An 18,315-nucleotide genomic window follows, 5' to 3' on the forward strand; every position below is an offset into this window, starting at 1 on the left:
GGTTCCATGATTCGTGGTCATAACTACATTGGCGGGCGCCGTAGCGCCCAGGGCACGGTGGTGGTCAAGAGCGTCGACGCCAGCACCGGCGCCGAACTGCCGTTCGACTTTCACCAGGCCACCCCGGAAGAGGTCGACGCCGCCGCCCGTGCGGCCCGGCAGGCGTACCCGCTGTACCGGCGCCTGAGCAGCGAGCGGCGCGCGCAGTTCCTGGAAGCGATTGCCGATGAGCTGGACGCGCTGGGCGATGACTTCGTCGCCCTGGTCACCCAGGAAACCGCCTTGCCGGCGGCGCGCATCCAGGGCGAGCGCGGCCGCACCAGCGGGCAGATGCGGCTGTTTGCCAAGGTGCTGCGCCGGGGCGATTTCTACGGCGCGCGCATCGACCGTGCGCTGCCCGAGCGCACCCCGCTGCCGCGCCCGGACCTGCGCCAGTACCGCATCGGCGTCGGCCCGGTGGCGGTGTTCGGCGCCAGCAACTTCCCGCTGGCATTCTCCACTGCCGGCGGTGACACCGCCGCCGCCCTGGCCGCCGGCTGCCCGGTGGTGTTCAAGGCCCACAGCGGCCACATGGCCACCGCCGAGCGGGTGGCGGACGCGATCATCCGAGCCGCCGAGCGCACCGAGATGCCTGCCGGTGTGTTCAACATGATCTACGGCGCCGGGGTAGGGGAGGCGCTGGTCAAGCACCCGGCCATCCAGGCCGTGGGCTTCACCGGTTCGTTGAAGGGCGGCCGGGCCTTGTGCGACATGGCGGCGGCGCGGCCGCAGCCGATCCCGGTGTTCGCCGAAATGTCGAGCATCAACCCGGTGATCCTGCTGCCGCAGGCCCTGGAACTGCGCGGGGAAACCGTGGCCCGCGAGCTGACCGCCTCGGTGGTGCAAGGCTGCGGGCAGTTCTGTACCAACCCCGGGCTGGTGATTGGCCTGCGCTCGCCTGGTTTCAGCGTGTTCGTCCAGCAACTGGCCGCCGCCATGGGCGCGCAACCGGCGCAGACCATGCTCAACGCCGGCACCCTGCGCAGCTACGCCAAGGGCCTGGAAGCACTGCACGCCCACCCCGGCATTCGCCACCTGGCCGGCAGCACCCAGCAGGGCGCCCAGGCCCAGCCGCAGCTGTTCCAGGCCGACGTGCAGTTGCTGCTGGACGGTGATGAAGTGCTGCAGGAAGAAGTCTTCGGCCCGACGACTGTGCTGGTCGAGGTTGCCGATCAATACCAGCTGAACGCCGCGCTCGAGGCCTTGCATGGCCAACTGACCGCCACGCTGATTGGCGAGCCGGCCGACTTCCGCCACCACGCCGAGCTGACCGCGCTGCTGGAACAGAAGGTCGGGCGCATCCTGCTCAATGGCTACCCCACGGGCGTCGAGGTCTGCGAAGCCATGGTCCACGGCGGGCCATACCCGGCCACCTCGGACTCGCGCGGCACCTCGGTGGGCACCCTGGCCATCGACCGCTTCCTGCGCCCGGTGTGCTTCCAGAACTACCCCGACGAGCTGTTGCCCGAGGCGCTGCGCAACGCCAACCCGCTGGGCCTCACCCGCCTGGTAGACGGCGCCCCCAGCCGCGAAGCCTTGTGACATAAACTCGACAACCCGCAACAACCCCGTAGCCGCTGCCGCAGGCTGCGCTGGCCCCATGCCCCGCTGGAGATCTCCAGTGTACTCAGGGGCCAGCGCAGCCTGGCGGCAGCGGCTACAGGATTTTGCGTCGCAGGGACGCGGCGTTTTCAGGCATGGGGGTGCGACAGTTTGAAGCGGAAACCGGTTTCAAATTGGCCGATTTGGCATATCATGGGCGCCTCTCCACCCCCTTTATGAAAGATGGTCATGACCGGCCTTAAAGAACAACTAGAAACAAGCGGCATGCTGCTGATCAATGATCTGCATGCCTTTGATTTTGTCCTGGACGCGGGCGAACTGCGTATCGAATGCATGGATGGGCGCGAGCTCAAGCGCTGGCGCTTCACCGCCGAGCAACTGGCGGCGGCGCGCTTCGACGATGCGCAACAGTCCTGGGAAATCAGCAACGACACCGGCAACTATCAACTAGTCTGCCTCAGTGGTTTCTCTGCAACGGATGAGGATGACGAACAGGAATAAGCGTTCCTGGCGTCCAACTTCTGAATATGACCGGGGTCTTTTGATCAGGACCCGTCGAGGATAAAACTACAATGAAACGCCATCTCCTGCCCCTGCTGCTCGCCAGCGGAATCAGTGTGCTCTCGTCCCACGTCATGGCCGCCAGCGGCTACGACCTGTTGGTGGGCACCTACACCAACAACACCAGCGAAGGTATCTACCGCTACCACTTCGACAGCGCCACCGGCCAACTCAGCGCCAAGCCGCTGGCCGTGACCAAGGCCGAGAACCCGTCCTGGCTGACCATCAGCAAGGACCAGAAGCACCTGTTCGCCGTGAACGAAAACGGCCCTGACTCGGCCCACGACAAAGTCGGCAAGGTCAGCAGCTTCAAGATCGACCCCAAGACCCATGACCTGACCCTGATCAACCAGGTCGAGACCAAGGGTGAAGACCCGACGTTCTCCAGCCTGGCCAAGGGTGAGAAGCACCTGTTCGTAGCCAACTACTCGGTGCACCCGGATCCTAACGGCAGCCTGTCGGTGTTCGGCGTGGGCGCCGATGGCACCCTGAGCCAACTGGTGCAGCAGGAAATCCACGACGCAGCCTCCAAGGTGGTTGCCGAGCGCCAGGCCAGCGACCATGTGCACTCGGTGGTCTCCAGCCCCGACGGCCGTTTCGTCTACGTCCAGGACCTGGGCGCCGACAAGGTGTTCGTCTACCACTATGACGCCGCCAACAAGGCCAAGCCGCTGACCGCCGCCTCGCCAGCCTCGGTGCAACTGCCAGCAGGCAGCGGCCCGCGCCACCTGTTGTTCAGTGCCGACGGCAAGCACGCCTACCTGACCACCGAAATGAGCGGCCAGGTGTTTGTGTTCGACGTCAAGGCCGGCAACCTGGTGCAGAAGCAGGCCGTCAACCTGGCTGCTGCCGACGCCGATGCCGCCCACAAGGCCACCGCCGCGCTGCACTTCTCGGCCGATGGCAAGTTCTTCTACGTCACCAACCGTGGCCAGGCCAGCGAGCTGCTGGTGTTCAGCATCGACAAGGCCAGCGGCGAGCTGAAGGAAGTACAGCGTCGCTCCGTGGAAGGTATCGAGCCGCGTGAATTCACCATCGACCCGAGCGGCAAGTTCGTGGTGATCGCCAACCAGAAGAGCAACCAGATCGTGGTGGTCAAGCGTGACCCGGCCACCGGCAAGCTCGGCGACACCGTGCAGAAGCTCGACATCGATTCGCCGTCGGATGTGAAGTTCCTGCGTTGATTCACCAGAACCCCCGCGAAAGCGGGGGTTTTGCTTTGCGGTGCCCGACGACGAGCGGCACCATCGCCCCGCCTTCCACCATCTAACCTCCCTGTTCGGCCTGCGCAGCGTGCGCATGCTTTCCGCACACTGGAGGTGACACATGGCTCTGTTTACCCTCAAAGACGGCACCCAGCTGTTCTACAAGGACTGGGGCACCGGCCAACCCATCGTGTTCCACCACGGCTGGCCGCTGAGCGCCGACGATTGGGACGCGCAGATGCTGTTCTTCCTGCACCAGGGCTTCCGCGTCATCGCCCACGACCGCCGCGGCCACGGCCGTTCCACCCAGACCGCCACCGGCAATGACATGGACACCTACGCCAGCGACGTCGCCCAACTGGTGGCGCACCTGGACCTGAAGAACGCCATCCACGTCGGCCACTCCACCGGCGGTGGCGAGGTGGCGCGCTATGTGGCCCGGCACGGGGCGGGCAGGGTGGCCAAGGCGGTGCTGATCGGCGCCGTGCCGCCCATCATGGTCAAGTCCGCGAGCAACCCCGGCGGCCTGCCCATCGAGGTGTTCGACGGCTTCCGCAGCGCCCTGGCCGCCAACCGCGCGCAGTTCTACAAGGAAGTGCCGGTGCCGTTCTACGGCTACAACCGTGAGGGCGCCGACGTCTCGGAAGGCGTCAAGGACAACTGGTGGCGCCAGGGCATGATGGGCGGCACCAAGGCCCACTACGACTGCATCAAGGCCTTCTCGGAAACCGACTTTACCGAAGACCTCAAGCAGATCAGCGTGCCGGTGCTGGTGCTGCACGGCGACGACGACCAGATAGTGCCCATCGCCGACTCGGCCGAGCTGTCAATCAAACTGCTGAGCCGTGGCGCGTTGAAGGTCTACAAGGGCTATCCGCATGGCATGTGCACCACCCATGCCGATGTGATCAACCAGGACCTGCTGGCATTCTTCAAGGCCTGACACCGCCGGCGCTGGCCCCCGCAATCCGCAGGGAAAACGGGGCCCGGCGCCGCCTTGCGGCCTTTCGAGAGGGCAAGCAGCTGTTTTTAAAGAAAAAATTTCACACTAGGGCTTCACAGATCGATATTTTGCTGGTAAATTGCGCGCCATACCCAACGAGCACTAAGCAACATGCTCGTCGCAACACCTACAGGGGCGTCGCCAAGCGGTAAGGCAGCAGGTTTTGATCCTGCCATGCGTTGGTTCGAATCCAGCCGCCCCTGCCATTTTCTCTTCCAGTATTTGAATTCTTTTTCTCCCAAGTGCATAAGCATTCTGGGGGATTTGTCGTGCCTGGCGTTTGAGCTTTATGGGTGGCGGAGGTAGACATTTTTGCTTACTTTATGGGTGACAGGTAGTCAGGTTTACAAGTTGACAGTTGTTTTTTGTAGGCTTAGCCTTCATTCACTGCTTCTTGAATCCTGGGAAACCTGCCATGAACGTCCACCCCACCCCGTTGAACCCTTCGTTTGAAGCGGCCAAGGCGGCGCTGCTGAAGGAATTTGAGGCGCTGATCCTCGCCATTCCCGAATCAGCGGTTATTGCAGCGGCGAAGCTCAAGGGTGAAAAGGCGGTTGCGGTGGTCCTCAAGAAGCCTGCCCGGCCAATGAGCATCCAGGCCCGTAATGAAATCGCCCTGGCACAGATGAAAGCCGATGCCCTGCAAGGTTTCCAGAAGGCCTACGACGCCTTGGAAGCCAGCGATGTGTGCGCCATTCTTGGGGTCACCAAGCAGGCGCTGAGCAAGAAAACCCGGACGGGCAGCGTGGTCGCCTACACTCACAACCGTCGCCGCTACTACCCCGATTTCCAATTCCGCAACGGCAGGGAAACGCCAGTGATTGGCCAGTTGATCAAACAGCTGGGCATAGACCCGGCGGATGAAACGCTGGTCAATGTGTTGGTCTTGTTCCTGGCCCAGCCGATGGATTTCTCTGAGCCAGGGAAGCCGGCAAACTGGCAGCCTCGTTACCTGCTGCTGGAGCATGAGGCGGCGTTTGACATCATTCTGCGCGACTTCCGTAACCGGTTGGAGATGGGGAAGTAACCGGCAGCCGTTGAGGTTGCTTGGCTACACCACAAGCACTTTGAGCTGAAGTAAAAGCTCAAGCGCTGTAGTGTCCCCGGATAGCATGACAGTCTCAACAGGTGATGCGTCGAGGGCTAGCAACTGGGTGCCGCGCCCTTCGAACAGCACCACATTATGGCCCTCCATCGATAGGGCCCGGCCAAAGGCTACCGAGCTGTACACAAGGCCATCCGCGTCAACGCCGCTTCTCATGCAGGCACCGCTGAGCTGTTGGGTGAGCCGATATCCTGACCCGCCTTGCCCCCTGCCTTCGCAGATAGCGCCCAATTTGCCCCCGAGGTAGCTACACAGGCGCTGCACATCAACAAGCCGCAGGGTCCGAGCCGTTTCCAGCTGGTGAAGTGACGCGCTGCTGATTTCGGCTACGAGCACGGGAGAGCCAAGCCCATTCCGGCCGTGCTGGAAAGTCTCGGCAATGGCAACTTCCGGGCTGCCCGCGACGTAGCAAACCCCTACCTCCTGGAAGGGGTCGCTGTACCTCGAGATCGAGCGGCGGTTGTAGAAAATGGGCGTTGGGTGGCTGGTGATGCGAAACACCGAAGTTTTTGCTGGCAGGTGTATCCATACATCCTGCCGTTCCATGAGAAGGCGTTGCACCGTCTCCGGATTGGTCTCGGTCATGTTTGTCCATTTCCATAGGTTGTTGTGTACGCAGCTGCGCAGACCTGCGGGATTGGGGGCCGTTGGATGTGGAGCGGGAGAATAGGAATACCTGGCAAGGAGGACAACCCCTACATCGGTCCGGAAATGTTACCGGATGCAGCAAGGGCGGCCGGGGGGGCTGACCCGGCCTGGCGGCCGGTGCTACAGGGTACTTGCGTAGCAGCTGCCGAAGGCTGCGTCTGCGGTCCGCAAGGTATGCGGCGGTGCGCGGCGTGCGTGACGCGGCCTGCGGCCGCTGCTACGGTGAGGTCGCTCAATATCAATCCCAATGATATCCGCTACCACCCCAATGAATTTCAACCCGCGGCACCCCAGGCGTAAGTTTGACCCATGGCCTCACCGGCCCCAGCCAAACCACCCTATTCGAGGTACGCCGCCATGAACTTCAATCTCTTCTCCGTGATCGCCGCTTCCGCCGTTTCCGCCACCGTGGCGCTGCCAGCCCACGCCAGTGTGCAGGTCACCGAACGCAAGGCCGCCGTCAGCAGCTACACCCAGCAGTACCTGCAGAAAAGCGCCAACTTCTATGCAGCCCTGGACCACAAGATCCAGCACTGAGCAGCCCTGAGCAGACCCGCCCGATCTGCGGCGGGTTGCTAGCCATCAGCTACAATCAAGAAAACCGATAACCTTCATTGATGTTTGTCACTGGTTTTCGGCGCGGCAATACCTGATCCTGTCAGCCTGAATTCTTCGCCACGGAGCCTTCATCATGGCCAGTGCCATTCTTTCGTCTGCCCGTCACGGTGCCTACCTGGCCATCGGCCTGTATGTAGCTGTGATGCTGGCGGCCACCATTGCCACGCAGTTCGTCGTCGGCGGCTGATACTCAGCGGGCCATGATGGCCTTGAACAACGCAGACTCGATGATGCCTTCGATCCACGCGCGCACGCGCGGATAGGGCGCCTGCCCGAACCAGTCCGGGTCTACGCCGCGGAACTGGCGGATGAAGGGCGCGATGGCGATATCGGCCAGGCCCAAGCGCTCACCTGCCAGCCACTGGTTTTCCAGCAAACGAGCTTCCAGCACCTGCAGGAACGCGCAGCCCTGTTCCCGGTAGCACGCCATGGGGTGTTCGGGGTAGCGGTCGGCGTACTTGTAGCGGTTCAGCGCCTGCTTGAACGGGCCGTCGTTGTAGGCGATCAATTCATTGCCGTCGCTTTCCAGCCAGCCATCCGGGTCGTTGCACGCCAGGGCCCAGCGCATGATGTCCAGGCTCTCGTCGATCACCCGATCCGCCAGTACCAGCACCGGCACCGTGCCCTTGGGCGACGCTGCCAGCATGTCCGCCGGCTTGGCCTTCAGGCTCACTTCACGAATGTCCACCGGCACGCCGCTGTAGCGCAGCGCCATGCGCGCACGCATGGCGTAGGGGCAGCGGCGGAACGAATACAGAATCATCCCGTCACCTCGACGCTGCTGAGGCCGTTGCCCTGGCGCTTGACCTGGATCTGCACCGGGATGCGCTCATGCATCTCCTGCACGTGGGAGATCACCGCCACCTTGCGGCCCTGGGCCTGCAGGCCGTCGAGGGCGTCCATGGCCAGTTGCAGGGACTCGGGGTCGAGGCTGCCGAAACCTTCGTCGATGAACAGCGACTCGATGCGCAGCGTGCTCGACGCCATGGACGCCAGGCCCAGGGCCAGTGCCAGGGAGACCAGGAAGGTCTCACCGCCCGACAGTGAATGCACCGAGCGCAGTTCGTCGCCCATTTCCGTGTCCAGCACCAGCAGGCCGAGCATGCTGCCGCCGCGCTTGAGGCGGTAGCGGCGCACCAGCTGGCGCAGCTGGGCGTTGGCGTGGTGCACCAGCAGGTCGAGGTTGTAGGCCTGGGCCAGCTTGCGGAATTTTTCCCCTTCGGCCGAGCCGATCAGCGCGGCCAGGCGGCCCCAGCGCTGGAACTCGCCGTAAGCCTGTTCGATGCGCGCCTGCAGCTCGCCGTGGGCAGTCAGGCGGCGCTGGTCCTCGACCTGGCGGGCACGCAGCTCGGCGCAGGTATCCTCGCAGGCGGCGCACTGTTGCTGGGCCTGGAGCAGGCTGGCGTCCAGTTCGTCGACGGTGCCGGCGCCGTTGGCCTGGGCCTGGTGCGCTTGCAGCTGGCGTTCGCGTTCGTGCAGGCGCACGCGGGCTTCTTCCACGGCCTTGTCGGCCTGGCTCAGGCGCTGGCGCAGCTGGCTGACCTGCTGCTCATCGATGGCCAGCAGTGCGGCCAGGCCGTCGTCGTCCAGCTGCGGGTGCTGCTGGCGCCAGGCGTCGAGGCTGGCCGTCAGCTCGCCGAGCGTCGCGTCGAGCTGCTGTTGGCGCTGCTGGTCGGCCTTGAGTTCGCTGGCCAATTGCAGGGCCTGGTTGCTGGCGTCCTGCTGCTGGGCGGCGGCATCGCTGTCGGTGGTGCGCGCCTGATGCACGGCCTGCTCCAGCGCGGTTTGCCAGGTGGCGGCGTCGGCATGCTGGCCGAGCAGGGCCTGCAGGCGTTCGCTGGCGGCCTGGCGCTGCTGGGTGTACCGCGCAAGGCCTTCGGCCTGGGCCTCGGCCGCCTGTTCGCGGCCCTGTTGCAGCAGGCGCTCCTGGGCCAGGCGTTGGCGCCGCTCGTCATGCTCCTGCTGCTCTTCGCGCTGTTGTTCGAGGTGTTGCAGGCGCTGGCTGACGCTGTTGTCAAGGGCCATGAAGGTGGCGGCCGGGGTGTGCAGCAGGCCGTCGAGGTCGCTGGCCGGCAGCACGCTGGCGAACGCTTGCAGTTCTTCGTCCAGGCGCTGCTGGTCGTTGTGCAGGTGCTGGCTTTGCTCGGCCAACAGGCGGCTGGCGTCCTGGCTGGCCTGCTGCGCCTGTTGCAGTTGCTGCTGTTGGGCGCCGGCCTGCTGTTGCAGGGTCAGCAGCGCGCCTTGCTGCTGTTCCTCGGCCTGGATGCGCTGGTGGGCGGCCTGCTGCTGGTGTTCCAGCCACGGGCCGGGTTGCTCGGCATCGCTCAGCGCAGCGTACAGCGGGTGAGCTTCCAGTAGCGGTTGCACCGTGCCCAGCTGGCCTTGCAGCTGTTCATCCTGTTGCTTGAGCTGCGCCTGCTGGTCACGCAGGGCGATGACCTCGACGCGCAGCTCGGCCAGGCGCGCGGCCAGTTTTTCCACCACCAGGCGGGCGTTGCGCTCTTCGCTGTCATCGTGCCCTGCCAGCGCCTGCAACAGCGCCTCGGGCTGATGCCAGGGATGCTCGGCACTGCCGCACACCGGGCAGGGTTGATCGGCTTGCAGCTGCGCGCGCAGTTCCTCGACGCTGGCGCTGCGGGCCAGGCGCTGGCGGTTGAGCAGCGCGACGGTGACGTCCAGTTGCTGCACGGCGGTCTCGTGTTCGCCCTTGAGCTGCAGGCCTTCGCGGGTGCGCGCCTCGCGCTGCTGGCTGGCAGCGCGGGCCTGTTCGCCCAGGCTGTGTTGGCGCTCCTGCAGTTCCTGCTGGCGCTGCCAGTGGCGGTGCAGGTCCTCGACGCTGCGCAGCTGCTGGCGGCTGTCCTGCAGCTGGCGGGTGAGGGCGCTGAGGCGGTCGGCCAGTTCATGGGGGGCGCAGCCGGCCTGCTGGTACAGCGCGTCCAATGCCTGTTGCAGCTTGGTCAGTTGCGCCTGGCCGGCGCTGGCGCGCTGTTCCAGCGCCGGTAGTTCCTCGCGGCCCTTGAGCAGGCGCGCGCTGAGGGTCAGCGCCTGTTGCAGGCGTGGGCGCCATACCGGCCAAGCCTCGGCCAGCGGCGCAAGGCCTGCGCTCCGGGCCAATTGCTGGGTGATCTGTTCGAGGCGCGCGGTGCTGGCCTGCTGGCCCTGGTCCAGGCGCTGGATGGCAGCCTGGCCCTGGTCGCGGGCAACTTCGGCAGCCTCCACGGCCTGCTGCAAGGGCGCGGCCTGTTCATCCAGGCGCGCCAGGTGGCTCTGTTCGTCGAAGGCCTGGCGCAAGGCGGGCGCGGCATCAGCCTGGGCGGCCAGGGCGGCGGTCAGTGCGGCCTGTGCCTGTTCGCGGGCCAGTTGCAGCTGCGCCTGGCGTGTGTGCAGTTGTTCGCTAGCCTGCTGGTGGCCGGCGATGCGCGCCGCCAGCGGCTGCAGTTCGCCGGTCAACTCGGCCTGGCGGCTGAACAGGTGGCGCTGGGGCGCCAGGGTGTCCAGGCGCGCCAGGGTGTTGCGGCTATCGGCCAAGGCTTGCGCTTGTTGCTCGGCCTGTTGCAGCTGCTCGCTGGCGGCCTGGTGTTCGCCGTGCAGGCGCTGGCCTTCCACGTGCCATTGGCGCTGCTGTTCCAGCTGCTTGAGGCGCGCCTGTTCAGTGCGCAACAGGCCCAGGGCGGTGCTGTATTCCAGGTCCAGGGCTTCGCGAGCCTCGGTGGGCAGCGGTGCGATGCCGCCGGCCTGGTCCTGCAGCTGCTTGTGGGCGTCGCGGGCGTCGCGGCTCTTCTCGAAGGCGCGCTTGCCCAGGCGCGTGTACAGCGCCGTGTCGGTGAGCTTTTCCAGCAGTTCGCTGCGCTCGTTGTCGTCGGCCTTGAGGAAGGCGCTGAACTCGCTCTGGGCCAGCAGCACGGCGCGGGTGAACTGTTCGAAGTTCAGGCCCAGGCAGCCTTCGAGCAGGGTCTTGTATTCGCCTTTCTGGCTGGCCAGCAGTTGGTCGTTGTCCAGGTCGCGCAGGCTCTGGCGGCTGGCCTGCAGCTTGCCGCCGGCCTTGTCGCGGGCGCGGTTGGCTTCCCAGCGCGCACGGTAGCGGCGGCCGTCGATGCCGACGAAGTCCACCTCGGCAAAGCCTGCGCCGGTGCCGCGGCGCAGCAGGGTGCGCGGGTCGCCGGTGTTGATCTCGCCGTCGGCGTCCGGCACCTTGGCGTCGCGGCCGGTCTTGCTCAGCCGCGGCACGGCGCCGAACAGCGCCAGGCACAGGGCGTCGAGCAGGGTACTCTTGCCGGCGCCGGTGGGCCCGGTGATGGCGAACAGGCCGGCGCTGGCCAGGGGCTCGGCAGTGAAGTCCAGCTCGAACGGGCCGGCCAGCGAGGCCAGGTTCTTCAGGCGAATGGCGAGGATCTTCATGGCTGTTCTCCCGCCAGTTGCACTTCCTGCAACAGCAGGGCGAAGTCGTCCAGGGTGGCGCTGTCCACCTCGCTGCCGTAGCTGTCCAGCCAGGCGCGGCTGAACAGCTCCTGCGGGCTGAGCTGGTCCAGTTCGATCAGCGCCGCGTCGCCGTCGTCGGCGCCACGGCTGCCGGCGTATTCGGCGCCGATGCGCACCAGGCGCACGGCCTTGTTCTGCAGCGCCGTTTCGATCTGCTGGCGCAGGTCGGGCTGCGGCTCGTCGAGTATCACCCGCACTTCCAGCCAGGGCTGGTGGGTGAGGTCGGCCAGCAGGTCCACTTCGCTCAGGTCGGCCAGCTTGGCCAGCACCTCGGCCAGGGGCGCCGGGCCCAGGCGGATCAGGTCCACGGCGCGGGGAATCAGCAGCGGTTCGACGCTGAGCAGCTGCTCGCCCTCGCAGCGGATCTCGAGGATCTGGTGCGGGTAGTTGATTTCGGAGAACGACAGCGGGATCGGCGAGCCGCTGTAGCGGATGCGCGTTTCGCCGTTGACCTGCTGGGGCTTGTGCAGGTGCCCCAGGGCCACGTAGCTGATGGCCTCGCCGAACAGGCTGGCGGGCAGGGCCTCGGCGCTGCCGATGATCAGGCTGCGCTCCGAGTCTACCGACACCGAGCCGCCGGCCATGTGCGCGTGGCTGACGGCGATCAGCGCCTGGCCCGGCTGGCGCTTGGCCTCGGCGGCGGCGATCAGGCGTTCATGCACGTGGGCGATGCCCTTGAGGTAGTCGTCGCCCAGGGTGGCGCCGGTGACTTCGGCCGGGCGCAGGAACGGCAGCGCCAGGCACCAGCCGGCCACTTCGCCGTCGGCGTCTTGCAAGGGGATCAGCAGGCGCTCGCTGTCCAGCTGGCCGTCGTCCAGCCACACCACGCGGCCCAGGGCGTGGGTACGCAGGCGGCGCATCAGTGGCGCCGGCAGTTCGATGCGCGAGCCGGAGTCGTGGTTGCCGGCGATCATCACAATGGTCAACGCCGGCTGTTGCTCGTGGGCGTTGACGATGAAGTCGTACAGGCGTTCCTGGGCTTTTACCGGCGGGTTGACGGTGTCGAAGATGTCGCCGGCGATCAGCAGCACGTCCGGCCGGCGCTCGCCCAGGCGGGCCAGCAGCCAGTCCAGGAAGCAGGCGTGTTCGAAGTCGCGGTCCTGGCCATGCAGGCTTTGGCCCAGGTGCCAGTCGGAGGTGTGAAACAGGTGCATCGCAAATTCCTTGGCAGGCCCTGCCCGCGGGGCAGGGGCTGGCTATTTGGGGTAGAGCGGCGGCAGCGCGCCGTTGTCGCCGACGGGCGCCTGCACGGCTTCGCTGGCGGGGATGGTGCCGATGGCGCGCCACAGCTCCTGGCCTTGCCAGTGCTGGCCGCTTTCGCTGTACAGCGCGCCGTTGAGGCCGTCCAGTGCGTCGGACAGCGGCACGAAGCGCGCGGCCATGTCGGCCAGGGTCTCGGGCTGCTGCCGCGCCCAGGCGTCGAGCGCCTGGCGGGTGGCCTGGGGGTCGTTGGCAAGGCAGGCGCGCTTGAGGTCGTCCAGCAGCGTGCGCGGGCTGGGACCGGCCTGCGCGACGCGGGCCACGGCGGGTTGCGAGCGTGCACGCCACCACAGCACGAAGCCGGCCAGGGTGGTCAGCGCCAGCACCAGGGTGCTCAGCTGCCACGGCCACAGCAGCGGCGTGGCGGCGCTGCTGGCGGCCGGGGTGTCCACCGTCAGGGTCGGGTTCTGCGCCACCTGCAGGGTGCGCGCCGGCAGGCTGGTGTGGTCCAGGTGATCTTCCTGGGTGTTCCACCAGGTGACGTCGATGGCCGGCACCTCGATGCTGCCTTCGCGCGCCGGCACCAGCGCCTCGCGCTCGTCGCGGCTGCCCACCAGGCCGCGTTCGTTGACCAGGTTGCTCAGTTGCGGCTGGTCGGGGTAGCGGCGCAGGGCAATGTTGTCGGTGCCCGGCAGCGGCGGCAGTTGCGCGGCCGACAGGCCTTCGGCCTTGAGGCTGAGGGTGCGGGTCATGGAGTCGCCCACCTGCAGGTGGTCGGGCTCGGGGTTCCAGCTTTCGCTCAGGGCCAGGCTGTGGGCCGGCAGCCAGGGCGCGTCGGTGGGGTAGCTGGCGGGCTTGGGCTTGACGGTCAGCTCCAGCTGCGCCGATGTCACGTGCACCAGCTTGCCCGGGTGCGGGCTGTTGGCGTCCTGGCCGGCGGCAGCGGGTTCGACCTCGGTGGCGCTGAAGGTCAGCGGCGGAATCTGCAGGCTGCCGCTGTGCTGCGGGTAGATGGCGTAGCGGCTTTCGATGACGCCGTGGCGAATGCCGTTGATGAGCTTTTCGTAGGTGCGGGTGTCGCCGACCGGCTCGATGCGCGCGTCGGCCACCTGCAGCGGGGTCATGTTGCTGTCGTCGTACAGCGCCACCGAATGGTAGACGCGCACGGTGAGCACGGCCTGGGCCTGCACGTAGACGCTGTTGGTGTCGAGGCTGGCCTCGATGGACACCGGCGCCTCGGTGTTGGCATCCGGCGCCTGGCTGGCCAGCACCTGCACGCTGATGGCTTCGCTGTGCAGGTCGCCCACTTGCAGCGAGGGGATGTTCAGGGTGCCGGCGCGGCGCGGCGCCAGGGTAATCAGCCAGCGGGTGGTGGCCTCGCTGTCGCCGCCCAGGGTGCGCAGCTGGTTGACCTGGCGGGTGTCGCGCACCTCGAAGGCGGCGTCCAGGCCGGTCAGGTCGGGCTTGCCGAACTGGGTGACGTCACTGGTTTCCAAGGTCAGCACCAGGGTCTCGCCCACGGCCAGGCGCGCGCGGTCGACGCTGGCGGTGAGCGCGGCGGCGTGGGCCTGGCTGGCCAGCACGGCGAGTAGCAGGGTGAGGGGCAGGACGCTTGCGCGACTCATCGGGTCTTTTCCTGATGTTGTTGCTGTTCATACCAGAATTTGCGCCGCAGCAGTTCCGACGGGTTGTCGGGAATCTGCCGCAGCCATTGCTCCAAGGCCTGGCGCTGCTCGTCGTTGAGGTCGCCGTCGGTGGGCGGCGGCGGGGCGAAGATCGGCGTTTGCGCGTCCGGCGTCTGGCTAGTGGCCGCATTGCTGTCAGTATCGCCTGGCGTGGGGTTGTTGCCGGCCTTGGCCTGGTCCTGGGGCGGATGTTGTTCGGTGTTGGCCGCCTGCTGGGCGTTTTGCGCCTGTTGCGCGGCGGCGTCGGATTGGGCGTTTTGCGTGGGTGCAGTCGTGGCCTGGCTGTTGGCGGCATCCCGTGCTGCTTGCGCCGCGGCGTCGGCGGCGGCCTGGGCCTTGCGTTGCTGTTCGTGCAGCAACTGTTCCACCAGCGCCTTGTTGCGCAGCGCCGGGGCCAGGTCGGCCTGGCGCTCCAGGGCCTGGTCGTAGGCGTCCAGCGCCGCTTCCAGCTCGCCGCTCTTGGCCAGGGCGTTGCCGCGGTTGTAATGGTCCTGGGCCTCGTTGCCCTGGGCGAAGTGCTGGGCGGCGGCCGCATAGTCGCCGGCGCGGTACAGGGCAATGCCTTGCCACTGCGGGTCTTCGAAGTGCTGCGCGGCCTCGGCCGGGCGCTGTTGCTGCAGCAGGCTCTGGCCTTGCTGGTCGGGGCGCAGCCACAGGTCGTCCCAGCTGGCGGCAAAGCTGTGCTGCGGCAGGCACAGCAGCAGCGGCAGGCAGAACAACCAGCCGCGGCGCCCGGCGCAGGCGGCCAGCAGCAACAGCGGCAGCAACAGCCAGTAGCCCTGGTCGGCCCAGCTGTCCAGCTGCACGGTCTGGCCGGTGCTGCGCAGGCTCAGCGGGCCGTCGAGCAGGCCCAGCTCACCGAGGTCGTCGTCTTCCAGGTGCGCCTGGCGGTACAGGCCACCGACTTCGCCGGCGAAGGTCTTCAGGCCGATGTTGTCCAGGCGCGGCAGCAGGATGGCGCCCTGGGCGTCCTTGAGGTATTCGCCCTGTTCGTCGCGCACCGGTGCGCCGTCGCGAGTGCCGATGCCCAATATCAGCAGGCGCGGGGCGTCGCGGCCCAGGCGCTGGACAATGCCGTCGCGCTCGGCGTCGCTGAGCGACGAGCCGATCAGCAGCAGGCGGCCCTGGCCCAGCCCGGCCTGGTGCAGCAGGGTCAGGGCCTTTTCCACGGCCAGGTCGGCGCGGTGGCCGCTTTGCGGCATGATCGCAGGCTTTACCGCGTCCAGCAGGTTGCGGCTGGTGGCCAGGTCATCGGACAGCGGCACCAGCACGTGGGCGGAGCCGGCGTAGACGATGATCGCGGTCTGCGAGTCGCGGCGCGCCTGCAGCAGGTCCAGCAGCTTGCGCCGGGCCTGTTCCAGGCGGCTGGGGGCGACGTCGGTGGCGAGCATGTCCGGGGTCAGTTCCAGCATCACCACCAGCGGGTCGGCGGGCTTCTGGCTGGTCTGTTCCACCCGCTGCCAGCTGGGGCCCAGCAACGCCAGGGCGGCCAGCAGCCAGGCCAGGCCGAGGACGACCCACGGGGTCTTGCTGCCGCGCCCGTGGGCGCCGTTGAGCAAGATGGCGTGGAAGGCCGGCGGCAGCAGCACCTGCCAGCGCCCGGCGCGTTTTTCCCGGTGCCAGACCTTCCACAGCAGCCAGCCCAGCACGGGCAGCAGCAACAGCCAGGCGGGCCGGAACCAGTGGGGCCACAGGGCGATCATCGGCGCCTCCGCAAGCGCAGGCGCTTGAGCCGTTCACGCCAGTCGCTGCTGGCCGGCAGGAAGTGCCGGCGTGCCAGCAGGCGTTGCCAGCGGGCGTCCGGCCATTGCTCGCGCACCACCAGCAGCAGGCTCATCAGCAGCGCGGCCGCCAGCGGCCAGCTGTACAGCGCCTGGGTAGGGCGGGCCTGGGTGGGTTGCTGGGTCACCGGTTCCAGGCGGTCGAGGCTGGCGCCGATGGTCTTCAGTTGCTCGCCGTCCTTGGCGCGGAAGTACTGGCCGCCGGTCAGGCGGGCGATTTCGGTGAGGCTGGCCTCGTCCAGGTCCATGCTCGCGTTGATGCCCAGCATGCCCAGGGCGCCGTCCTCGGAGGGGTCGGCACCGATGCCGATGGTGTAGATCTTCACGTGTTCCTCGAACGCCAGTTTCGCCGCGGTCAGGGGGTGGATCTCGCCGCCGTTGTTGGCGCCGTCGGTGACCAGAATCAGCACGCGGCTCTGCGCCGGGCGCATGCGCAGGCGTTTCACCGCCAGGCCGATGGCGTCGCCGATGGCAGTGTTCTTGCCGGCGATGCCAATGCGCGCCTCGTCCAGCCAGGTGCGCACGGTGTGGCGGTCGAAGGTCAGCGGCGCCTGCAGGTAGGCCTGGCTGCCGAACAGGATCAAGCCCACGCGGTCGCCCTTGCGGTTTTCCAGGAAGTCGCCGAGCAGGCGCTTGACCAGGGTCAGACGGCTGACGTCATCGCCTTCCCAGTGCATGTCGGGGTAGTCCATGGAGCCGGAGACGTCCACGGCCACCAGCAGGTCGCGGCCGCTGGCGGCGATGGGCAGCGGCTGGCCCAGCCATTGCGGGCGGGCGGCGGCGCCGAGCAGCAACAGCCACAACAGTACAAAGGGCGCCTGCTGGCGCCAGGTGGGCAGGCTCATGCGCGCGCGGCGCTTGGCCAGGCCTTCCAGCTCGTCGAGGAAGCTGACTTTCAGCGCCGGCTCGCCGCTGTCGGCCACCGGCAGCAGGGCGCGCAGCACCCAGGGCAGCGGCGCCAGCAGGAAAATCCACGGCCAGGCGAACTCAAACATGTTTGCGGATCCAGGTCTCGACCGATTGGTTGAGGCCCTTGATGGCCTTGTCGTCGAGTTTGCATTCGGGCTTGTAGGCGCCTTCCACCAGCACCATCCAGCGCGTCAGGCCGGCGGCCGGGCAGCGGTTGTCGAGGAACGCCAGCCACTGCCGGCCGTTGAGGGTGTGGCTGTTGGCGTTGGGGTAATGGTTGCGGCACAGGCGCTTGAGCAGCGCGTTGATCTGCTGCAGCCAGGCGCCGGCGGGCGCGCCGTCGTAGGGCTTGGGCAGGCGCGCCAGTTCGTCCAGGGCGTTCTGGCGCACCGGGTCCAGTGGCTGCTCCACCGGCGCTGCGGCCTTGCGCTTGGGCAAAAAGCGGCGCAGGCGCCACAGGCCCCAGCCCAGCACCGGCAGCAAGGCCAGCAGCAGCCACCAGCCGGGGGCGGGCGGCCACAGGCCGGGCGGCGGCGGGGTGATCAGCGGTTGCAGGTCGTCCAGGCTGCTCATTGGCTTTTGCCCGGTTTGTGCGGGTTCAGGTATTCGCGCAGCTGTTCGATCATTTCGCTCTGGGTGCTCAGGGGCATCATCAGGATGCGCAACTTCTGCGCCAGCCGCTCCCAGCGGGCAATGCGCGCCTCGCCCTGGGCGCGGTAGGCCTGGCGCAGTTCGGGGTTCAGGGTGTCGAGCTCCAGTTGCGCGCCGCGCTGGGCGAAACGCAGCAGGCCGGCCGCCGGCAGGGCGTGGTCCAGCGGGTCGGACAGCGGCAGCAACAGCAGGTCACAGTGGCGCGACAGCAGGCTGAGCTGCTGTTCGGCGGCGCTGCTCAGGGCGCGCTCGTCACAGATGATGAAGGCCAGGCTGCCGGGGCGCAGCACCTCGCGGGCGCGGCGCAGGGCCATGCTCAGGGCTTCGTCGTCATGGCGGCTGTCGGTGTGCAGCGACTGGTTGACCCGCACCAGGCGGTTGAGCAGTTGCAGCAGGCTCTGCTTGCTGCGCCGCGGCTTCACCTCGTAATACTCGCCGTCGCCGTACACCAGGCCGCCGATGCGATCGTTGTGGCCCAGCGCTGCCCAGCCGATCAGCGCAGCGGCCTGGGCGGCCAGCACCGACTTGAACATCAACCCCGAGCCGAAGAACAGCCGCTGGCTCTGTTCCACCAGGATGTAGATGGGCCGCTCGCGCTCTTCATGGAACAGCTTGGTGTGCGGCTCCTGGGTGCGTGCGGTCACCCGCCAGTCGATGCTGCGCACGTCGTCGCCGGCCTGGTACACGCGCACCTGGTCGAAGTCCACGCCGCGGCCGCGCAGCTTGGAATGATGCAGGCCGATCAGCGGGCTGCGCTGGCCGGGGGTGGAGAACAGCTGCACCTCGCGCACGCGGTGGCGCATCTCGATCAGCTCGGCGAGGCTGATGCGAGTGCCGGGTGCGGTAGGCGCGGGCACGGACATGTTGG

The 18,315-nt window shown here is 67.2% G+C and carries 15 protein-coding genes and 1 tRNA gene; 7 read left to right on the top strand and 9 right to left on the bottom strand.

Annotation, left to right across the window (positions count from 1 at the left end):
- Positions 1–6: 6 nt before the first annotated feature.
- From RAM80_RS25590 to RAM80_RS25615, 6 genes are all read left to right on the top strand, one after another.
- Positions 7–1,581, top strand: coding sequence for an aldehyde dehydrogenase (NADP(+)) (locus tag RAM80_RS25590; protein WP_416423183.1), 1,575 nt, complete (start codon positions 7–9; stop codon positions 1,579–1,581).
- Between the two features lie 249 nt (positions 1,582–1,830).
- Positions 1,831–2,103: a DUF5629 family protein gene (locus RAM80_RS25595; protein ID WP_416423184.1), complete on the top strand. Its 273-nt coding sequence runs from the start codon at positions 1,831–1,833 to the stop codon at positions 2,101–2,103.
- Positions 2,104–2,174: 71 nt separating this feature from the next.
- A complete protein-coding gene (locus tag RAM80_RS25600; protein ID WP_416423185.1) occupies positions 2,175–3,347 on the top strand; it encodes a lactonase family protein in 1,173 nt (390 codons plus the stop codon).
- A 142-nt stretch (positions 3,348–3,489) separates the two neighbouring features.
- Entirely contained in the window at positions 3,490–4,311 is an 822-nt protein-coding gene (locus tag RAM80_RS25605) for an alpha/beta fold hydrolase (RefSeq protein ID WP_416423186.1), read from the top strand.
- 191 nt (positions 4,312–4,502) lie between these two features.
- Positions 4,503–4,577, top strand: a tRNA-Gln gene (locus RAM80_RS25610).
- A gap of 209 nt (positions 4,578–4,786) precedes the next feature.
- Complete coding sequence (locus tag RAM80_RS25615; protein ID WP_416423187.1) at positions 4,787–5,398, top strand: hypothetical protein; 612 nt, start codon at positions 4,787–4,789, stop codon at positions 5,396–5,398.
- Between the two features lie 24 nt (positions 5,399–5,422).
- On the opposite strand, the gene RAM80_RS25620 is transcribed toward RAM80_RS25615, so the two are convergent.
- Entirely contained in the window at positions 5,423–6,061 is a 639-nt protein-coding gene (locus RAM80_RS25620; RefSeq protein ID WP_416423188.1) for an RES family NAD+ phosphorylase, read from the bottom strand.
- Positions 6,062–6,481: 420 nt separating this feature from the next.
- Between RAM80_RS25620 and RAM80_RS25625 the strand changes: the two genes are divergently transcribed.
- On the top strand, positions 6,482–6,661 hold the full coding sequence (locus RAM80_RS25625; protein WP_416423189.1) for a hypothetical protein: 180 nt from the start codon (positions 6,482–6,484) through the stop codon (positions 6,659–6,661).
- 271 nt (positions 6,662–6,932) lie between these two features.
- Here RAM80_RS25625 and RAM80_RS25630 read toward each other — a convergent pair whose 3' ends face one another.
- The 8 genes from RAM80_RS25630 to RAM80_RS25665 are packed head-to-tail and all read right to left on the bottom strand — an operon-like array spanning position 6,933 to position 18,310.
- A complete protein-coding gene (locus tag RAM80_RS25630; protein ID WP_416423190.1) occupies positions 6,933–7,505 on the bottom strand; it encodes a glutathione S-transferase in 573 nt (190 codons plus the stop codon).
- Entirely contained in the window at positions 7,502–11,140 is a 3,639-nt protein-coding gene (locus RAM80_RS25635; RefSeq protein WP_416423191.1) for an AAA family ATPase, read from the bottom strand. Before RAM80_RS25635 ends, RAM80_RS25630 begins: the two co-directional genes overlap by 4 nt.
- A complete protein-coding gene (locus tag RAM80_RS25640; RefSeq protein WP_416423192.1) occupies positions 11,137–12,375 on the bottom strand; it encodes an exonuclease SbcCD subunit D C-terminal domain-containing protein in 1,239 nt (412 codons plus the stop codon). Before RAM80_RS25640 ends, RAM80_RS25635 begins: the two co-directional genes overlap by 4 nt.
- 42 nt (positions 12,376–12,417) lie before the next feature.
- Positions 12,418–14,046 (bottom strand): BatD family protein, encoded by a 1,629-nt coding sequence (locus RAM80_RS25645; RefSeq protein ID WP_416423193.1) that lies wholly within the window; start codon positions 14,044–14,046, stop codon positions 12,418–12,420.
- The gene (locus RAM80_RS25650; protein ID WP_416423194.1) at positions 14,043–15,809 is read right to left on the bottom strand and encodes a VWA domain-containing protein; all 1,767 of its coding nucleotides are present in this window, start codon (positions 15,807–15,809) and stop codon (positions 14,043–14,045) included. Before RAM80_RS25650 ends, RAM80_RS25645 begins: the two co-directional genes overlap by 4 nt.
- Entirely contained in the window at positions 15,806–16,882 is a 1,077-nt protein-coding gene (locus tag RAM80_RS25655; RefSeq protein ID WP_416423195.1) for a vWA domain-containing protein, read from the bottom strand. The genes RAM80_RS25650 and RAM80_RS25655 overlap by 4 nt, the downstream gene beginning before the upstream one ends.
- Complete coding sequence (locus tag RAM80_RS25660; protein ID WP_416423196.1) at positions 16,875–17,369, bottom strand: DUF4381 domain-containing protein; 495 nt, start codon at positions 17,367–17,369, stop codon at positions 16,875–16,877. Before RAM80_RS25660 ends, RAM80_RS25655 begins: the two co-directional genes overlap by 8 nt.
- Entirely contained in the window at positions 17,366–18,310 is a 945-nt protein-coding gene (locus tag RAM80_RS25665; protein WP_416423197.1) for a DUF58 domain-containing protein, read from the bottom strand. Before RAM80_RS25665 ends, RAM80_RS25660 begins: the two co-directional genes overlap by 4 nt.
- Positions 18,311–18,315: the final 5 nt, after the last annotated feature.

The sequence above is a fragment of the Pseudomonas sp. App30 genome, from assembly GCF_047947025.1.
Lineage (GTDB): Bacteria > Pseudomonadota > Gammaproteobacteria > Pseudomonadales > Pseudomonadaceae > Aquipseudomonas.